This window comes from Bradyrhizobium sp. WCU1, from assembly GCF_053474805.1.
Map to the genome: position 1 here is coordinate 366,428 of NZ_CM130280.1, position 18,071 is coordinate 384,498.

At 60.9% G+C, this 18,071-nt stretch carries 11 protein-coding genes and 1 tRNA gene; 4 read left to right on the forward strand and 8 right to left on the reverse strand.

Annotated elements, in window-relative coordinates; translation table 11 throughout:
• Nucleotides 1-6: 6 nt before the first annotated feature.
• The gene (locus ACTUWL_RS01815; protein ID WP_106940456.1) at nt 7-606 is read right to left on the reverse strand and encodes a transposase; all 600 of its coding nucleotides are present in this window, start codon (nt 604-606) and stop codon (nt 7-9) included.
• A gap of 1,529 nt (nt 607-2,135) precedes the next feature.
• Here ACTUWL_RS01815 and ACTUWL_RS01820 point away from each other — a divergent pair.
• Nucleotides 2,136-4,526 carry a hypothetical protein gene (locus tag ACTUWL_RS01820; protein WP_146160392.1) on the forward strand — a complete coding sequence of 797 codons (2,391 nt, stop codon included), beginning with the start codon at nt 2,136-2,138 and terminating at the stop codon, nt 4,524-4,526.
• Nucleotides 4,527-4,735: 209 nt separating this feature from the next.
• Nucleotides 4,736-5,533 carry a phage tail protein gene (locus ACTUWL_RS01825; RefSeq protein WP_299110452.1) on the forward strand — a complete coding sequence of 266 codons (798 nt, stop codon included), beginning with the start codon at nt 4,736-4,738 and terminating at the stop codon, nt 5,531-5,533.
• 207 nt (nt 5,534-5,740) lie between these two features.
• Here the strand turns inward: ACTUWL_RS01825 and ACTUWL_RS01830 are convergent, their stop codons facing one another.
• A complete protein-coding gene (locus tag ACTUWL_RS01830) occupies nt 5,741-7,306 on the reverse strand; it encodes a hypothetical protein (RefSeq protein WP_168471090.1) in 1,566 nt (521 codons plus the stop codon).
• Nucleotides 7,307-7,937: 631 nt separating this feature from the next.
• Here ACTUWL_RS01830 and ACTUWL_RS01835 point away from each other — a divergent pair.
• Nucleotides 7,938-9,890 (forward strand): type IV secretion system protein TrbL, encoded by a 1,953-nt coding sequence (locus ACTUWL_RS01835; protein ID WP_021081018.1) that lies wholly within the window; start codon nt 7,938-7,940, stop codon nt 9,888-9,890.
• Nucleotides 9,891-10,253: 363 nt separating this feature from the next.
• Here the strand turns inward: ACTUWL_RS01835 and ACTUWL_RS01840 are convergent, their stop codons facing one another.
• From ACTUWL_RS01840 to ACTUWL_RS01850, 3 genes are all read right to left on the reverse strand, one after another.
• On the reverse strand, nt 10,254-10,529 hold the full coding sequence (locus tag ACTUWL_RS01840) for a hypothetical protein (protein WP_021081019.1): 276 nt from the start codon (nt 10,527-10,529) through the stop codon (nt 10,254-10,256).
• Between the two features lie 46 nt (nt 10,530-10,575).
• A tRNA-Gln gene (locus ACTUWL_RS01845) sits at nt 10,576-10,649 on the reverse strand.
• A gap of 157 nt (nt 10,650-10,806) precedes the next feature.
• Complete coding sequence (locus ACTUWL_RS01850) at nt 10,807-13,302, reverse strand: penicillin-binding protein 1A (protein ID WP_106940458.1); 2,496 nt, start codon at nt 13,300-13,302, stop codon at nt 10,807-10,809.
• A 569-nt stretch (nt 13,303-13,871) separates the two neighbouring features.
• Here ACTUWL_RS01850 and ACTUWL_RS01855 point away from each other — a divergent pair.
• Nucleotides 13,872-14,207: a hypothetical protein gene (locus tag ACTUWL_RS01855; protein ID WP_291738621.1), complete on the forward strand. Its 336-nt coding sequence runs from the start codon at nt 13,872-13,874 to the stop codon at nt 14,205-14,207.
• A 61-nt stretch (nt 14,208-14,268) separates the two neighbouring features.
• Here the strand turns inward: ACTUWL_RS01855 and ggt are convergent, their stop codons facing one another.
• The 3 genes from ggt to ACTUWL_RS01870 all read right to left on the reverse strand — a co-directional run bounded on the left by ggt (nt 14,269) and on the right by ACTUWL_RS01870 (nt 18,050).
• Nucleotides 14,269-16,005, reverse strand: a complete 1,737-nt coding sequence (gene ggt, locus ACTUWL_RS01860; RefSeq protein ID WP_021081023.1) for a gamma-glutamyltransferase — start codon at nt 16,003-16,005, stop codon at nt 14,269-14,271.
• Nucleotides 16,006-16,090: 85 nt separating this feature from the next.
• Nucleotides 16,091-17,602, reverse strand: coding sequence for an amino acid permease (locus ACTUWL_RS01865; RefSeq protein WP_021081024.1), 1,512 nt, complete (start codon nt 17,600-17,602; stop codon nt 16,091-16,093).
• A gap of 136 nt (nt 17,603-17,738) precedes the next feature.
• On the reverse strand, nt 17,739-18,050 hold the full coding sequence (locus tag ACTUWL_RS01870) for a BA14K family protein (protein ID WP_021081025.1): 312 nt from the start codon (nt 18,048-18,050) through the stop codon (nt 17,739-17,741).
• Between the last annotated feature and the right edge of the window lie 21 nt (nt 18,051-18,071).

Sequence of the window (18,071 nt, forward strand, 5' to 3'; positions counted from 1 at the left end):
AAGCACTCATCTACTTTCTCTCTTGCTCAGCACCCATCGCAAGAAGCGCTCCGTGCGCTCTACATGAGCTTTGCTGGGTGGCGGTGAGAACTTCAAGGCTGACAGCGCCCCAACGGCTACAGGCACTCGCGGAGCCTTGTACGTGCCCGCATTGATCTTCGCACGCCTTCGCGCCCAAGCGCTCTTGGTGTTCCTGTTCTTAGGCAGCAGCGGTTCAATCCGCTGTCTAACGGTGGCACCGAAGAATGGAAGGGGACCTCTATAGCTCTCAACAGCCCCCAAGAGCTTCTGCACCATGTGCCACGCTGTCTTGTACGTCACACCTAACGCCTGCTCGATCTCTCGCGCTGTCACGACATGGGGCAATCTGTTGAGCATGTGTGCCGCCGAAACCCAGGCAGCAAGGGGAAGCTTAGAACCCTCTAGCGGTGTGCCCACGGTGACGGTGAATTGCCGTCTGCATTCTGAGCACAGGTAGAGGCCGGGACGATGGGATGCCCCGCCTATCAAGGTAATGGCGGTGCCCGATGCGGTGCAGTGCGGACACACGGGACCACTGGACCACCTAATTCCCTCCAGAGCAGCCCGGCAATCTTCCTCGCGCATAAGACCTCTAAGTGTTTCGTCTCGTATATACGAATGCGCCCAAAAGATCAACTTTCGGCAATGTTGTCAGGCGGTTCACCGTTTCAGAGTGTACCTATAGAGGGAGGGGGGCCTTCCCTGCCTGTGGGCCAAATCGTGGCACTTCGATGATTAAGGCCGTTATCCGCGCAAATTCAATTAGCACAGCGCGTTAGCGATTTAGTCGGACGCCTATACAGGGAGGCGCGCCGTCTACGGTGGAAATGGAAAGGGCGAAGCCTAGTGATAAGCCTCGCCCTCTACCTGATCTAATCGCCTAGCGCTCGTGGCGCGCTGTTCACAGCGGCGCGTCACACCCGAAAAGTAGGCGACGATAAGCACGAGGGCAAGGGGAGCTTACGCAGCCCCCTTCCGCGCACCGAAAGTGCTCCGCCATCCTTCAGCCCCCCACCACCATCAGAAATGAAGACCCCAACGCATACGACGATATCGCCCGAACGCGCTCTGGAGCTTCTTCCGCTCCTCAAAGCCTGCAAAGACGACGCAAAGCGCCGCCTGCTCCGAACAGTGATACGGGAAGGCAGAGCGCTCCACGAGTTCATTGAGGGCTTCGTGCCCCCTTACAACGTCACCGACCTCATCATGGTCGATGTTGCCAAGACCATGCGACGGCAACACTGAGGCAGAGCCATCGACACCTGCAAAGCCTTCAGGGCATTCTATGGGGCCTGTGAAAGCCCGGTAGAGCTTCAGAAGCTCACCAGCGTCATTGATGCAGGCTGGCGAGAAACCGACCTAGCTCTTTTCGCTCGCAAGCACTTCAAGAAGCCCTTCTACGCGATGAAGCCACGAGACCTCATCGCCATCATTAACTCGGCGCTCTACCACGACTTCTTCGCCCGTCGCTTCCTGAAGCAGCGAGCCCAAAGAGCCCCAGCGCAGATACCACCACTAATCTGAAATCGAGAGAGATGACTGCACTTATTGCGGCAGGCAGGCGTAAGGAGTTTGCATTCCTGCGTTCTGTGTGCCGCTCGCTCCAAGAGCGTTTTACGCTTGGCGAAGCTATCCGACAGGGATGGACCGCCAGCGCGATAGAAGCCGATGCACGCCGATACACAGGCAGAGGCGGCGACCTCAAGTACCGCATAGCCATTCAAGATGCCTCGCAACGGCGCTACTACAGTCCAGAGGAGCGAGCGGCTGATGAAGCGCGATGGAAGGCCAATGAGGGCGCACGGGCTGCACGAGCAGCCATAAAGCTCACTCGCTCCACAAAGCCGAACGTGCCTGCTGACTACAAGCCGATCCTCGCTGCGTGCCGAGACATGCTCGATATCGACCGCCTAACGGCAGTGCTCGAAGCTGGATGGAGCGCTGATGATATCCGCTACCTTGCTCGGCAATTCTGCTGGGTAGCAACTAACCATCGAGTGAAGATGAAGGAGACCCCAGCGGCCTTTCGCTTCACCCTCGAAATGGTCCAAGGCAGACCAGCCGGGACGTACTCCCCTTACCTTCCCAGGCCCAACCAATAAGAACACGAACGAATGCCAACCTACGCAATACAAATACCCGATGGCCGCCATATGGTCGTTGAAGCGCCCGATGAGCAATCAGCGCTAACCGGCGTGCAAGACTGGCACGCACAGAACATCGCCAAGACGACTGGCGATACAAAGCCTGACACGTCGATGCTGGGTGCTCTCTCGCAGGGCACTTCAGACGTTGTGTCGGGCGTGGGTAAGACCATCAAGGACTACCTGAGCCCGAGCACTGGCAAGGCTGTCCTCGACAGCACCGCCGCGAAGTCCAATCCGAAGTATAAGTCCGCTTCCGAAGCGTTCATGTATCCGGCTGACGGCGCTGACAACCACACGCTGGGCCTCGACTGGTCGCAGGCTCCCCGCGCCATGGTCGAACAGGCTCCCGGCCTCGCTCTCGACGTTGCGGGCCAGTTGCTCACGAAGCGCTTTGGACCCGTGGGGCAGTACCTCGCCAACGCAGTGACCTTCGGAGCCCGAACGGCTGGCAACGAAGCCGAGAAGCGTGCCCAGGCGCGCACAGGCGACGCGAACGCAGAGCCCACGGCCGAAGACAAGCTCACGGGCTTGCAGTCTACGCTCGTACAGGGTGCCCTCAACAAGATGGGCTCCAACGCCATCGTCAACCCAGCGAAGGTCGCCGGGACTGGCATCAAGGGCGCTGCTCAGGCCGCTGGCAACGTCGTCAAGGCTGCGGCGACCGAAGGCGGCACCAACGCCGCTCAGGACCTCGTGTCCCAAGGCTTCGCCAAGCGAGGCACTGACCAGCCGATGGATGCCCAGGAGACCAAGGGCGCTCTTGCGCTTGGTGCTCTGGGCGGTGGCCTATTCTCCGCGCCTCGTGCGGCGAAGGAGACCGTAACCTCCGCACGGATGCGTGGGCAGGCTTCGGACGAACATACGACGATGGCCGCCAACCGCATCATTGAGAATGCTGGTGGCTCAGACCTCGCAGACCCGAAGGTGTCATTCGACGCCACGTCTCGTGCTGTGTCGGACGTGAACCGCGAGTTGAGCGATGCTGCCAAGCGTGTGTCCAACGCCTCTACAGAGGCGGCGAACGCCATTGACGCAGCCAAGCGCGGTGAAGCGCTCAGCAAGAAGAACCTCGCAGCGGTAGACGCGGAAGGCAACGAACAACTCTCGTCCCTCGTCAGGCAGGCCACGGCGCTCAGCAAGCTCACTGACATGGGCAACTTCGACCAGAACAGCGGGACGTTCGTTGGTGGCACGCATCAAGCCGCTAAGCGGCTCGTTTGGCCGTTCGCCAAGGAGGCAGGAAAGCTTAGTGCCCTCGCTGGCGGTGGTGCGGTGGCGAGCGGTGGCGTGGGCTTGGATGCCGTTGTTGCACACGTCCCTGGAGCGCTTGGGGGCCTTGCTAGTGCTGTCGTGGCTTACAAAGGTCTCAAGACACTGGACAAGGCGCTTGGCCTCGCATCGCCTGCCAAGACGTTTGCGGAGAAGTTCGGTGACACCAGCGGCAATGTCCGTGTCCCGACCGCACTCAATCAGAGCCCGACCGGTCCGAAGGTCGAGCAGGCCAGCAGTCCGACGCCTACACAGCCTTGGGGGCCAACCCCGGAAGCCCCTCAGCCCTTCATGCCCGACGTGCTGGAGCCGGGTATTGGAAGGATCGTTGAGAAGCTACAGCGGCAGAAGCAACAGCAGACGACCAAGCACGCTATGCCCTTGCTCCGTCAACTGGCACAGGACGCCAAGCCTGCTCCTGCATCTTCCGGCATCGACGCCAGCGCTCTTAACGAGCAGGTAAAGTCCGCACTGCTGATGGCCTCTGCTCGTAGGAAGATCGTTGGACAGCAGCAAGCGGAAGCTGAAGCTGATGCTTCGCCAATGGTCCATGGTGTTGGCGGTCTGGACGCGGTGCGTAACCCTGCGATGGGCAAGAGGGCCAGCGAGCTTATCAGCGCCGCCAACGCTCTGAAGAAGCTCCGTGAGGTCCCTGAAGCCGACACGAGCGAGGCTCCGACCGGTCCAGCCATGGAGAGCCGGTCCAACAGTGCGGAGCCGTTCGCGCTGCCTGAGAGCCCCTACTGGCATCTGGACGCTGCCGAAGCGGCGGACAGCATCCTGGAGGACGCCAAGGCTGGACAGAAATCTATCCGCAACGAGCAAGCGTATCACGCTGGCACCGTTCGAAGGCTCAAGGCTGAGGAGGATATCTACCGCCGCATCTCAGACAGCATGGAGAGCGTCAGGGAGCGCGGTGCCTTCCACAAGTACCTCAGCGCACTTTGGGGCTCTGACACCCCCGAAGTCGTCATGAAGGTCCGCGATCAGATGATGACGGAGTTCCCACAGTACGGGGTGACCATCCTGAAGCATCTCCCTGACGACGTCATTAAGGGGCTGTGGAGCACCAAGCCCGCGAGAAAGTAAGGCGGGGCGTACACCCCGCTCCTCTCGTTTCCTGCTCAATCCAACATCAAGCACCAATCAGCGCACCAACGCTCTCGGAAGCAGCGCTGCAATCAAGAACCTAAGAAATCCAACCCGGAAATATGGCCCTAGAGACATTCAACTTCGTAGATAGCCTCTCCCCGACCAACCCAGCTCCAACCGACAGCGTCACCAACGGTGCCGACCACATGAGGGGCATCAAGCTCACCCTGAAGCAGACCTTCCCAGGCGCGACAGGCCCCCTTACGACGGCCAAGGGCGGCCATCTATCCATTGATGATGGTACCGCTACGGCTCCAGCCTTCACCTTCACCAGCGAGCCCTCGTTGGGCTTCTACCGTTCCGCCGCAGGCACCATCGCGTGCTCAGGGACTTTCCTTGGCGGGAAGTTCATCGGTGAGATTTTCGACTACGCTGGTGCCAATCCGCCTCCTGGCTGCTTGGCTTGCGACGGCCAAGCGCTGTCTCGTACCACCTACGCCGATCTCTTCAGCATCATAGGCACGACTTGGGGCGCTGGCGATGGAAGCACCACGTTTAATCTTCCAGGCCTAATGGCTCGCTTCCGCCGTCATCGTGACAACAGCACGCTTTCTGGAGCCGTTGGTAACAAGCAGAACCCCACGAACCTCACGCACACGCACGGTGTCTCTGGCACGACCGGCTCCGAGAGCAATGACCACTCGCACTATGTCTCGGGCTACACAGGGTCCATGAACCAGAACGCCACGCACACGCACAATTCGAACGCGGCGGCGAACGGTGGCGGCTCCGGGACTGGTGGCGGCGCCTTCGCCCTCAACGCTCCGGGCGCAGCTACGATCAGTGCGGTTAACACGGACCATCAGCATTACTTCGCTGCACAGAGCGGCGGCATCAGTGCGAACCACGTTCACGCCTTCTCGGTGACTTCGCAAGCGTCCGGCGATGCCAACGAAGCACGCCCCTATTCCGCAACGGTCCTAACCTGCATCAGAGTGCAATAAGCATCCCGAAACGCTTCGAGCTTCTTCAAGCTTCGTTAGACGCGAAGAGCCAAGATCATCGCAACTATTCCCTAGGAGGTCGTTCGGGCGGTCTGGCGACCCTCAGGGCTGCTGCCTTTTGGTGGAAGCAGCCTTAAGGCACTCATCCGCATGGCAACGCGACAGGCGGCTTGGCTCATCTCGGGTCCGGCCGCCTCCGTACCTTCTTCAGCCAGTATTTCGCGTACCGGACGTGCAAAACATGACACCTTTAGAATCCACGAGCGCTAGGTACACAGTTGGAGGAAATGGACCTCCCTTCAATCGTCCAATAATTGCATCGTAATAGCTATCGCAGGAGTCAACCTTTTCGGAAGGGATGTTCAAATATATACGAAGATCGGACTTGTCTTCAGGACTTTGAACTACTCGAACGATGGTCTTTGCTTGTTCGATTCCACCCCACAGCGCGGGTGGCAATTCCGGAAAGTGCTTAGCATCTAACTCGCCCCTTGAAGCGCCGCTCTTTGGAATCAGAAGGCTGATCTGCACCGTCTCGCCACCGATGACAACATCTGAAAGAACCCTCGCGTGGTAGCGCAACGTGAATTTACCAGATTTGTCGGAGGACAATCGAATTAGAAAATGATCCGTGGCGCCTGGCTTTATCTCCTGCGACACGGGCACAGATGCGACATATCCGCTTTTTCCTGAAGGCAAGAACAAGTCATAAGTCGCACTTGGTGGGGCTGGAGCGCCCGGTCCGGGATTGAACCGTGAAACAAGACTCCTGAAATGAAGCGTAATTCGCGCTTTGTTGCCAGCTGCTGTGTAGGTGAGCGTGCCTCTAAGGCAAATCAGAGGCTCTTCTTGTAGATCCTTCGGGACAAACCTTTCCACGTCGACATTCACTCTGTCATCAACATCTTGCAGGGCGATCGGAATGTTTGCCGTCATTGCGGGACTAGCACCATTGCAAGCATCTTGCACAAGGCCAAATCGCCAATTGAAAACGATATCGCGCGGGTCAACCTCGGGTTTCTTCCAGTCGACTATTTCAAGGGCAGGATCTAGCATCTTTCCCCAGCCCTCATTGACGATTTGCAGATGACCAATGTTGTAGAAGTTCTCGTGGATGACGGGAATGGGTGTAAGGTCAACCTCAGCAGCAACGACCTCAAAGAGGATTTCTGAAACCAGCAGAGTTGATTGCGAATTATTCGCTATCTTTATAGAGAGGCTGGGATACTCCCACTTAAATGGCTCGTACCAATATTGGATTCCGACCACCTCTTGATTTGCAGCAACTTTGTCGAGATACGGCATTGATGGTCGAATGTCTTTGGTTCCGTCGGCAAGTCGCGTAGCAACATATCGTAGACGATATTCTTCACGCCGGTCGATTTCTCGCGTCGCAGGCTCTGCGAACAAATCAATAGTCGAAGATGTTTTTGCCCTCAGGTTTTCGGGCGCCAGCACATAGGCAACTATGCCGATCATTGTGAGGCAAAAACAAAGCGCAAGAAACGCTAAGAAATAGTAGGTGTGGATTCGACTCTTAAGCCATTGTTCCGGTGTAAATCCGCTTGGAGGGTCGATGTTACCCATCTCAGCACGTAGCGCTGATAGTCGTTGATCCGACGGGATCTTTTCGAGGGCATCGAGCAGGTTCTTATTTCGCTGAACCCTCCAAGCGATCAATAGCCAAGCCAAGACGACCGTAACGTATCCAATGAATGCAAACGGACTAGTTGCAGCCGTAGGTAACGCTTTGAGAAGTCCTTCAATTTCCACAATCGCACCCAATAAGGAAATATATGATCTTCCTAAAATAGCATTTGGTAGTATGCACAACTTGGAACGAACCGGAAAGCAGAAAGAAGAATCCGAGTGCTCCTCAGGAGGCCGCATTGAGTCACCAGCAGGCATCCCTAATTGTGGGTCTCGTGCCGGTTTTGCCCTCCAAAGCGGGCAGATCACCCAAAATCAGCACCGCCCTGGGCCGTCAGCGCAAGTTACCGTGACATTCACGTTCTGAGGCTGGTTGGCGTCGATGCTCTGCGACGACCTCCCCATACCCTCAAGGGCCTCAGAAACCCTAAGGATGATGACTGAGGGTGCCGTACGGAATGCTGCTCAGGCTTGTAGCGGGACTCACTGGTGAGCTTTCAGGGCTGGAGGCTGGGTAGTAGCCTGAAGGGCTCAAAACGACTCCATGGAATCCTCAGAGGCTCCTGAAGCCATGTCGTCTCAGATCAAATAAACACACCCCTGAAACCTCTAAAGAGGATGGTGAAGAGCTTGAGGGATGCATTAGCCCCTTGAAGCCTCACCAGATCGCAATACCGCCGACCAAGGCCACCAACGGCACTCACGAGCCCTCGTGCCTTCAGTCGTCAACCCAAAACCTCAAGGTCAGTAACTCATGACTACCGTTATCGGTATGCACGAGCAGTATGCTCTCGTGCCACCGCTGGAGTTCGTGTCCGCCATGAACGATCACTGGACACAGACGCTCAACATGCCGTCCTCGGCGGCCTTACGCTCTCTTTGGGAGAGCATGGGCAGCGTCTTTGAATGGTCAATTGTAGATAACATCAGTGAACGTGATGCGCGCTGGAAGGTCCTTCAGCCCCCTACCGGGTCCGGTAAGACCCAGGGGGCGTGTCTGTACTCGGCAATGCAGGCGAAGCGCAATCGAGACGAGCAAGGCAAACTCAAGCCTGTTGGTGTGCTCCTCGTGACCCGTCTGATTAAGCAGGCCAATGACCTTGCTGCACAGGTCAACATGATGGCTGGTGCGGAGCTCGCGGTTGCTCACCATTCCAGTAGCGGAACGGATGCCAACGATATCGGCCACTTTGACGTGCTTGTGGTGACGCACCAAGCGTTCATCAACGCCGCTGAGAGCCTTGGCGGTGCCTCATGGTCACGCCTCGTTAACTGGCAGGGAGGCCAGCGCCTTCTCACTATCGTGGATGAGGCGTTAGCCAATGTGGTCGAGGAGACCAAGGTCACGCTGGAGAACCTTCAGTTCGTACTTGGTTGCGTGCCCTTTGACGTAGCAAAGGCCTACCCCGATCAAGTCAGGGTCATTGAAGCGCTCAAGGATGCGCTAGTGTGTCAGGCCCAAGCCGAAGCGGCCAACGACGGCACTGCGAAGCTCATGTGGAAAGATGGCGGGGCCAGTGAAGCATTGGGCGCTCCCCTAGCCGCCATGAAGCCCTTGAGAGAGGCCATGCGCAAGGTGAAGTACGATCGACGGATCAGGGAGGGCAACACGAAGCGAAACATCACCAAGCTGGTGGATGACACACTCATAAGCGCCCAGGCTCTAACGGATCGATGGGCTTACTATGCTCGCGTTGGCAAGGATCACTCGCTCAACTCCTCCACACTGACGGTCTCCTATGCTGTGCCCGGTGCCGTGGTGTTGGATGCGACGGCAAGCCAGAACTTCCTGTGGGAGCTTTTCCAAGGCAGAGCGCGAATCGAACCCGTCTGTGCGGGTACTCGCAACTACCGGAACGTGACGCTGCACGTCGCGAGGGCTAAGGGCGTCGGCAAGACGAAAATGGAGAAGACGTTTGCAACCCGCTATGCACGCCTACTGGAGACCCTTGAAGCTCAGTTAGGCGCTGACAGGTCCGTGTTTGTATGCGTCCACAAGGACTACGAGCACGCTGCGGAGAGGTTCAAGCACCCCTTCAAGCGTATCGGCTTCGGCCATTGGGGAGCAGTAGACGGACGCAATGATTGGAAGGACTACGACACGGCGGTGCTGTTCGGCCTGCCATATCGCGACCTGATATGGCCTACCAACGTGTTCTTTGCTCTTCAGGGGGTGCAGGACGATGCTTGGTTGAAGTCTCCAACGTGGAACGGATACACGAACGTCCGCCGACTGATGCAGCAGCGTCAAATGTCGGTGGAGATTATCCAGGCCATCAATCGCATCCGATGCCGCAAGGTAGTTGACCAGCATGGAGGGTGTGATCCGGCTGACGTGTTCATTGTGCTTCCAGCCGACAACATGGGTGACGCCATCCTGACCGATATTCTGGCAGACATGCCGGGTATCGACGTGGTGCCGTGGTCATTCGAGATGGATGGGCCGAAGGTGCAGCGGCCTCGTGAGGGTAGCTCCCACCAAACCTTGCTGACGCTCATGCGCAATGCTGACCCCGGTGACAGCATTCCTCTGAGCACCATACAGCGCGAGTTGGCGTTGAAGCCTGCTGGGTTCTCAAAGCTCCGTGCGGTGCTCCGTGACGGCACTCATGCCACCAGCAGGGCTCTCATGGAGCTTCGTGTGGAATATGTCTCAGGCAAAGGACGAGGGGCTAAGAGCTTCCTTGTGAAGCACCAAGCTGCCTAACGGAAGACTTGAGCCGGTGAAGCTCCTCTTAGCGAGGGCTTTGCCGGTTCTTTTCGGTCTAACCACGTCATGCATTGATGGTGTGCCACTTCACATAATAATGCACACTTCGCTGTGCATCGTAGTGTCGTGGTGACCATTATCGCCTTGCCTGGAGCGCGCTTCTCGAATGCCGCCCAAGTAAGGGCTTTTCCGGCTCTTTTCGGTCAAACAACGGCATCATAGGCGACTAGCCCCACGCCCAATTACATTCAGAGGTGCACTTAATCCTATCGGGCAAGAGGGAAGGCGGCACGGAAAACCCCGAGGACCCCATGCCGTCCGTAGCCTTTCAGCGGCTATTTGATGGTCGACTGTTGGCAGTCAGCGCTTGGCCCGTGGGCTCTTGGCGCTCTTGCGCTTCTTCGGAGCCTGTTGCTCCTGCGCATAGGCTTGGTGGACCTCAAAGAACGGCACCCCAAAGCGCTCGGCCAACTTCTCCACTGACCCACCGACTTGATTGGCCATGGTGTCGAGTTCCTGGCTGAGCTTGGAGGCTGTCTGCATCAAGCCGAGCAACGCCGCGAGGTCGGCTAGTTGCTGCTTGGAGGGGATTGAAACCGGGGTGGTTGAGCTAGGTGGGTAGAGATTCTTGGCCATTCGGTAAGCTCCTGATTTCACGATGGAAATGGGCTTTCCAATAAACTGGCTGGGGAACCTGGATTCGAACCAAGACAAACAGAGTCAGAGTCTGTTGTGCTACCGTTACACCATTCCCCAAGAATTGTCCGTGGTATCAACAGCTTAGCTGGATGACTGGACATCTCGGTGCAGCGGGTTCGCCTGCCAAATCAGCGCCCGCGCGAGAGCGACCTTCTACCCGCTTGGTCCCACGCTTGGCAAGCATTGATGGCGAAGGATCGGCGTAAAATCACGGTCAGTACAGCCCGCCCGTCCCAGACCGCATCACGGCCCGATCCGCGTCCGCCGGGATGGGCTGCTGCGTCCCATCGATCACATCGGTGCCGGCGACCAGCGTCGGATCATAGAACGGCGGCGCCTGGCCCGGCTTGAAGGCTTCGAGCACCACGCCCCGGTTCTGACCAGGCGTGGCGCGCAGGCCGGTCTTGGCATCGACCGTGACCAGCCGGATGCCGACCGGCTGCTTGAACGGGGTGGCGGGCTTGTCGGCCAGCGCGAGCTTCAGGAAGTCGCGCGCGATCGGCGCCGCGGTGTGGCCGGCCTGCGCGTTGCGGCCGAGCGAGCGCGGCTTGTCGTAGCCGACATAGAGACCGACCACGAGGTCCGGCGAGAAGCCGACGAACCAGAGGTCCTTGGCCTCGTTCGACGTGCCGGTCTTGCCGGCGAGCGGCTTGCCGACCTCCTTCAGCGCGGTGCCGGTACCGGCCTGAATCACGCCCTCCATCAGCGAAGTGATCTGGTAGGCGGTCATCGCGTCGAGCACCCGCTCGCGGCGGTCGACCAGCTGCGGCTCGGGCTGGCTCTTCCAGCCTTCCGGCGCGTCGCAGCCGCGGCATTCGCGCTGATCGTGCCGGAAGATGGTGTGGCCGTAGCGGTCCTGGATGCGGTCGATCAGGGTCGGCTTCACGCGGACGCCGCCATTGGCGATCATCGAATAGGCCGTTGCCATCCGCATCACCGTGGTCTCGCCGGCGCCGAGCGCATAGGCGAGATAGTTCGGCAGCTCGTCATAGACGCCAAAGCGTTTTGCATATTCGCCGATGACAGGCATGCCGATTTCCTGCGCGAGGCGCACGGTCACGGTGTTGAGCGACAGGCGGAGCGCGTTGCGCAGCGTGACCTGGCCCTGATACTTGCCGGTGGAGAAGTTCTCCGGCCGCCAGATGTTGCCCTGTCCCTGATCGATCTCGATCGGCCCGTCGATCATCATGGTCGATCCGGTATAGCCGTTGTCGAGCGCCGTCGAATAGACGATCGGCTTGAAGGTCGAGCCGGGCTGCCGGTAGGCCTGGGTCGCGCGGTTGAACTGGCTCTGGTCGAACGAGAAGCCGCCGACCATCGCCAGCACACGGCCGGTGTGCGGGTCCATCGCCACCATCGCGCCCGACAGTTCGGGGATCTGGCGCAGCCGGTACTGGCCCTCGACGGCCTTGCCGTCCTTGCTGAACAGCGGATCGGCATAGATCACGTCGCCGGGCTGCAGCACCTGCGCCACCGAGGTCGGCGTCCTGCCCTTGTACGGGCCGGACAACAGCCTCGCCCACTTCACGCCTTCCAGCGTGACGATGCCGGTCTCGCGCTGCTTGCTGATGGCGCCGCCGAGCTCGCGGCCGGGCTGGAAGCCGATCCGCGCCGACTGGTCGTTGCTCTCCAGCACCACCGCCATCCGCCACGGCGAGATGTCCGAGAGCGACTTGATCTCGGCGAGCGGCACGCCCCAGTCGCTGGCGAGGTCGAGCTTCTGGATCGCGCCGCGATAGCCCTGCTGCTCGTCATAGTTCACGAGCCCGGCCACCATGGCCTTGCGCGCCATCACCTGGACCTTGGGGTCGAGCGTGGTGCGCACCGACAGGCCGCCCTCATAAAGCTTCTTCTCGCCATAGCGCTCGAAGATGTCGCGACGGACCTCTTCCGAGAAATATTCGCCGGCGAAGGTGTGCGCGCCATTGCTGCGGTTGGTGACGGCGAGCGGGTCCTTGCGCGCCTTGTCGGCATCGGCCGCGGTGATCCAGCCGTTCTCCTGCAGACGATCGATCACGTAGTTGCGCCGCTCGATGGCGCGCGCACGGTTGCGCACCGGATGCAGGCTGGCCGGCATCTTCGGCAGCGCCGCGAGATAGGCCGCCTCCGCAACCGTCAATTCGTTCACCGACTTGTCGAAATAGACCAGCGAGGCGGCCGCGATGCCGTAGGCGCCGAGGCCGAGGTAGATTTCGTTGAGATAGAGCTCGAGGATCTTGTCCTTGGAATAGGCCCGCTCGATTCGCATCGCCAGCAGGGCTTCCTTGATCTTGCGGGTGAACGACACCTCGTTGGTCAGCAGGAAGTTCTTGGCGACCTGCTGGGTGATCGTGGAGGCCCCCTGCGGGCGGCGGTTGGAACCGAAGTTCTGGACATAGGAGACGCCGGCGCGCGCCATGCCGGTGTAGTCGATGCCGCCGTGCTCGTAGAAGTTCTTGTCCTCGGCTGCGAGGAACGCGTTGATCACGAGTTTCGGCACCGCCTGGATCGGCAGATAGAGCCGGCGCTCCTTGGCGAACTCGCCCAACAGCGACCCATCCGCCGCGTGCACGCGGGTCATCACCGGCGGCTCGTAGTTCTGGAGCTGCGAATAGTCGGGCAGGTCCTTGGAGAAATGCCAGAACAGCCCTGCGACCGCGGCCAGACCGGCCAGGAACATGATGGTTCCCGCGGTGAACAGGAACCCGAAGAACCGCAACAGAAATTTCATCGACCAGATTTTCCGTGGCGAATACGTCGCTCGTTCTGAGTGCGCTGCGTGCCACTTAGGCTGCCCGGTATATCGGTCGCTCCAACGACCTGCAATTCAACACGGGAGAATTAAAGCGGGCCAGGCGTCAAACTTATGCCATAGAGGGCCGCTCGCACACGCGGCCAAATCAGCGGACCTTGCCGCCCTCGCGGTACTCCGGAGGCTGCATCGATCCCGGCACCGGGCGCTGCTCGATTCGAGCCTGTCTCGTCCGACCTGCGCGGCCCCCCCCGATCGCGGCGCTTGCGCCGAGCGCACGCTGCGAAAGAAAAGCGCCGGCCCAGCCCGTCGCCCGCACTACCCGGCTGCCGTTCCGGGCACCGGGTCATCAGAAACCGGTGGACAGTGCCGGCGAGCCCATCCGATTAACCACCCATTAACTATAACTACCGCAGGTTGTCGATCTACACGCGACTCGCGAGGGGCTGACTTGCATGGCACTGCGCGGATTCAAGCGGCCTTTTACGGCCGACCCGAATGTCCTTGGATTTCCGAAACCACCCACATCGGCGATGGGCACCGAGGCCTTGGACCTCGTCTATCAGGCCGCGGATCTGTTCCGCAGCATCGAGGACAGGGCCCGCGCCGGCGAAGCCCGCGCTGAGGCCGCCGAACAGGCGCAGCTCGAAATCATCGCCGCCACCGAGCGCAAGCTGAGGGACGCGTCCCGGGCACTCGAGGAGGCGCGACGGCGTATCGAGTCCCAGCAGGAGCAGCTCGATGCGGCCGAATATCGTGCCCAGGCCGCCGAGGCCGAGGCACGCGAAGCCAAGCAATCGCTGGCCCTGGTCGAGGATGCGATCCGCCGGCGCCTGCTCTTGACCAGCGGTCATGACGACGGCAGGCCAAGCGCCGTCGCCTGAGGCAAGTTCGATCGGGGCGGCAGCCCTGCCCGGCCACCGCCGCGCGATTGCCCAACGGCAATCAGTAGCCGCCGGCCAGTCCCGAATTGCGGCGCGGATCGTTCGCCCCATAGAAGCGGTTACTGCCGACCGGCTTGCCGTCCAGCGACGGCGCTCCGATGATGATCACCGCGAGATGGTTGGCCGGCTGCGGCGGCCCGAACTTGTGACCCATGCCTTCCAGGATTTTTCGCGTATCCGGAGACAGCGTGAAGTCCTCGAGATTGGTCGCCTCCGGAAGCCATTGCTGGTGGAAGCGCGGCATGTCCACGGCCTCCTGCGCGTTCATGCCGTAGTCAATGGCGTTGATCATTGTCAGCAGCACCGCCGTGATAATGCGGCTGCCGCCCGGAGTGCCCACCACCATGACCGGCTTGCCGTCCCTCATGACGATGGTCGGGCTCATCGAGGACAGCGGCCTCTTGCCCGGGACGATCGAATTGGCCTCACCCTGCACCAGACCGTACAAATTCGGCACACCGATCTTGGCAGTGAAGTCGTCCATCTCGTCGTTCAGCAGCACGCCGGTCTTGGCCGCGGTCACCTTGGCGCCGAACCAATCGTTGAGGGTGTAGGTGACCGACACCGCGTTGCCGTCCTTGTCGGCGATCGAATAGTGCGTGGTGTTGCTGCCTTCGTGCGGCGGCACGCCCGGCTTGATGTCCTTGGACACGCCGGCCTTGGCCGGGTCGATCACGGCGCGAACCTTCGCGGCGTAGGTCTTGTCGAGCAGGCGCTCGAGCGGATTCTTCACGAAGTCGGGGTCGCCGAGGTAGCTGTTGCGATCGACGTAAGCATGGCGCATCGCCTCGATCTGGTAATGCACCGCCTGCGCGGAATGGTAGCCAAGCTCCTTCAGCGGATAGCCCTCGAGGATGTTCAGCACCTCACAGATCACGACGCCACCCGAGCTTGGCGGCGGCGCCGAGACCACGTGGTAGCCGCGATAATCGCATTCGACCGGCGCGAGCTCGCGAACCTTGTAATTGTCGAGATCTTCCTGGGTGAGCAGGCCCTTGCCGGCCTGGTTCGAGGCGACGATCGCTGCCCCCACCCAACCCCTGTAGAAGCCGTCGGTACCGCGCTTGCTGATCTCGCGCAGCGTCTCGGCGAGCTCGTGCTGCGCCAGCCGCTCGCCCACCTGGAACGGCTTGCCGTTGTTGAGAAAGATCGCGGCCGACGCCGGATCGTCCTCAAAATCCTTGGTCGCGGTCTGGAACATGCTGACGTCACCCTGATCCAGCACGAAGCCGTCCTCGGCGAGTTGCAGGGCCGGCGCAATCACGTCCGCGCGCTTCATCGTGCCGTATTTCTCGCGCGCATATTCCATGCCGGCCACCGAGCCCGGCACGCCGACGGCGAGATGTCCCTTGGTCGACAGCCCGGCGATGACGTTGCCGTCCTTGTCGAGATACATGTTGGCGGTGGCCCCCTTCGGCGCCGTCTCCCGGAAATCGAGGAAGGTCTTGCGGCCGTCGGCCAGCTGGATGGTCATGAACCCGCCACCACCGAGATTGCCGGCGGCGGGATAGACCACGGCCAGCGCGTAACCGACGGCAACCGCCGCGTCGACCGCGTTGCCGCCGCGCTTCAACACTTCGATGCCAACCTCCGTCGCGAGATGCTGCGCCGAGACCACCATGCCGTTCTCGGCGGCGACCGGGGCAACCGATGCCGCGCGAGCGGGAGCAGCGGCGATGACGCCGATCGAAACCACCGCGGCGACGATCCTCCGCGCGCGCAACGTTGAATTTTGCATGGAAGCCTCCCGGGACCTACGCCGACTCTCGCGGCCTTATGATGCGACCTTGGCGCGCGAACCTAGCAGGCCGCTCGCGTGCACACTATAGGCCCGCGCTGGCCTCACCGCCCACCCGCAGCCGGCTGTGGCGTCTGCCATAGGCCGCATAGATCACCAGTCCGATCGCAAGCCACACCGCGAGCCGTATCCAGGTGTCGAGCGGCAGGCCGAACATCAGGAACAGCGAGGTTCCCGCGGCAGCCGGCGCCACCAGCCAGATCGCCGGCGCCTTGAACGGGCGCGGCAACTCCGGATCGCGGACGCGCAGCACCAGCGTTCCGATCGACACCACGGTGAATGCGAACAGCGTGCCGATCGAGACGAGCTCGCCGACCAGCCCGATCGGCAGCAGCCCGCCGAGAATGGCCGCGACGGTGCCGGCGAAGATGGTCGAGACATAGGGGGTCTGGAAGCGCGGATGGATCTTCGCAGCAAAGCCCGGCAACAACCCGTCATGCGCCATGGCGCGGAAGATCCGCGGCTGCGCCAGCAGCATGATGAGGATCACCGACGTCAGCCCGAACAGGATGCCGAGCTTGATGAAGGGACCGAGCCAGCCGATGCCGACAGCATCGATGCCGACCGCGATCGGATCCGGCACGCTGAGCCGGTCATACGGCACGATGCCGGTCAGCACGAATCCAACCGCAACATAGAGCGCAGCGCAGATCACGAGCGAGCCGAGGATGCCGATCGGCATGTCGCGCTCCGGCCGCTTCGCCTCCTGCGCCGCGGTCGAGATCGCATCGAAGCCGATATAGGCGAAGAAAACCACCGCCGCGCCGCGGACCACGCCAGACCAGCCGAATACGCCCGGACCGGCATTCGGCGGGATCAGCGCGCCGTCGGGATTGCTCGCCGTCACCCAGTTCGCCAGCGAGACCGAGGACGCCGCAGTGGCGAGAAACAATGCGATCACGACAAGCTTCACCACGACAACGAATCCGGTGAAGCGCGCGGACTCGCGAATGCCGACCACCAGCAGCGTGGTGACGAAAGCAATGATTGCCATCGCCGGGATGTTGATGACCGACCCGGTCGACGACCAGGTGCCGGTGTTGACGTCGTAGGCGAGCGGCGCCGAGGTGAATTGCTGCGGCAGGTTGATGCCGAAATCGCGCATGAAGCTGACGAAATAGCCGGACCACCCGACCGAGACCGCGATCGCACCGACGGCATATTCGAGGATCAGGTCCCAGCCGATGATCCAGGCGATCAATTCGCCGAGCGTGGCATATGCGTAAGTATAGGCGCTGCCGCAGATCGGTACGGTCGACGACATCTCGGCGTAGCACAATCCGGCGAACGCGCAGGCGACGGCGCCAAGCATGAAGGAGAGCGTAACCGCGGGACCGGCATTCGCAGCAGCCGCGTGCCCCGTCAGCACGAAGATGCCGGCACCGATGATGCCGCCGATGCCAAGCGAAACCAGTTGCAGCGCCGAAAGCGAACGCTTGAAAACCGGCGTCTCCGCGTCGCCGTCGGCGCGCGCCGCCTCCCGCAACAGCTCGGAGGTCGATTTTCGATCCCAGAAGCCGGCCAGGGTCTCTGTCACGTCAAATAGCCCTCCGCCGCCCGGGTCCGGCGGGACCCGACACGATCGGCGGAACTATAACGCGCTCACGGCACCGTCGTTCGCATGCGAGGCAGCAGCCGGCACGCTTATCCACTGCCAAGCGTGGTGCGGCGCCCTATTGGCAGCGATGGCGGCGACCATCGCGTCCGAGGAAAGTGCCGGACGCCGGATCGAATGAACGGTAGCGCGTGCAAGAGGAGGCAACGGGCGGCTCCGCGGGCATGGCGCCATAGGCGTTCGCCGGGTTGCCGCCGTGTTGCGCGGCCCGCTGGGCTTCACCCCATGGCGTCAGGGCGCCCCCGTTCAGCGCGCTGCGTCCGGGGTATTGTGACTCGAGCAGGGCCGGCTCGGAAATCTGGGCAATGACAGGCGAGAACGTCATTCCTGCGAGCAATATGGCGGCTGCAACCGACCTCAATCGGGACATGCGACCACTCCCATCGATCAA

Bases quoted from the DNA above. Each gene is read 5' to 3' on its own strand.
- ACTUWL_RS01815 (WP_106940456.1), bottom strand. From the start codon at position 606: ATGCGCGAGGAAGATTGCCGGGCTGCTCTGGAGGGAATTAGGTGGTCC.
- ACTUWL_RS01820 (WP_146160392.1), top strand. From the start codon at position 2,136: ATGCCAACCTACGCAATACAAATACCCGATGGCCGCCATATGGTCGTT.
- ACTUWL_RS01825 (WP_299110452.1), top strand. From the start codon at position 4,736: ATGAGGGGCATCAAGCTCACCCTGAAGCAGACCTTCCCAGGCGCGACA.
- ACTUWL_RS01835 (WP_021081018.1), top strand. From the start codon at position 7,938: ATGACTACCGTTATCGGTATGCACGAGCAGTATGCTCTCGTGCCACCG.
- ACTUWL_RS01840 (WP_021081019.1), bottom strand. From the start codon at position 10,529: ATGGCCAAGAATCTCTACCCACCTAGCTCAACCACCCCGGTTTCAATC.
- ACTUWL_RS01850 (WP_106940458.1), bottom strand. From the start codon at position 13,302: ATGAAATTTCTGTTGCGGTTCTTCGGGTTCCTGTTCACCGCGGGAACC.
- ggt (WP_021081023.1), bottom strand. From the start codon at position 16,005: ATGCAAAATTCAACGTTGCGCGCGCGGAGGATCGTCGCCGCGGTGGTT.
- ACTUWL_RS01870 (WP_021081025.1), bottom strand. From the start codon at position 18,050: ATGTCCCGATTGAGGTCGGTTGCAGCCGCCATATTGCTCGCAGGAATG.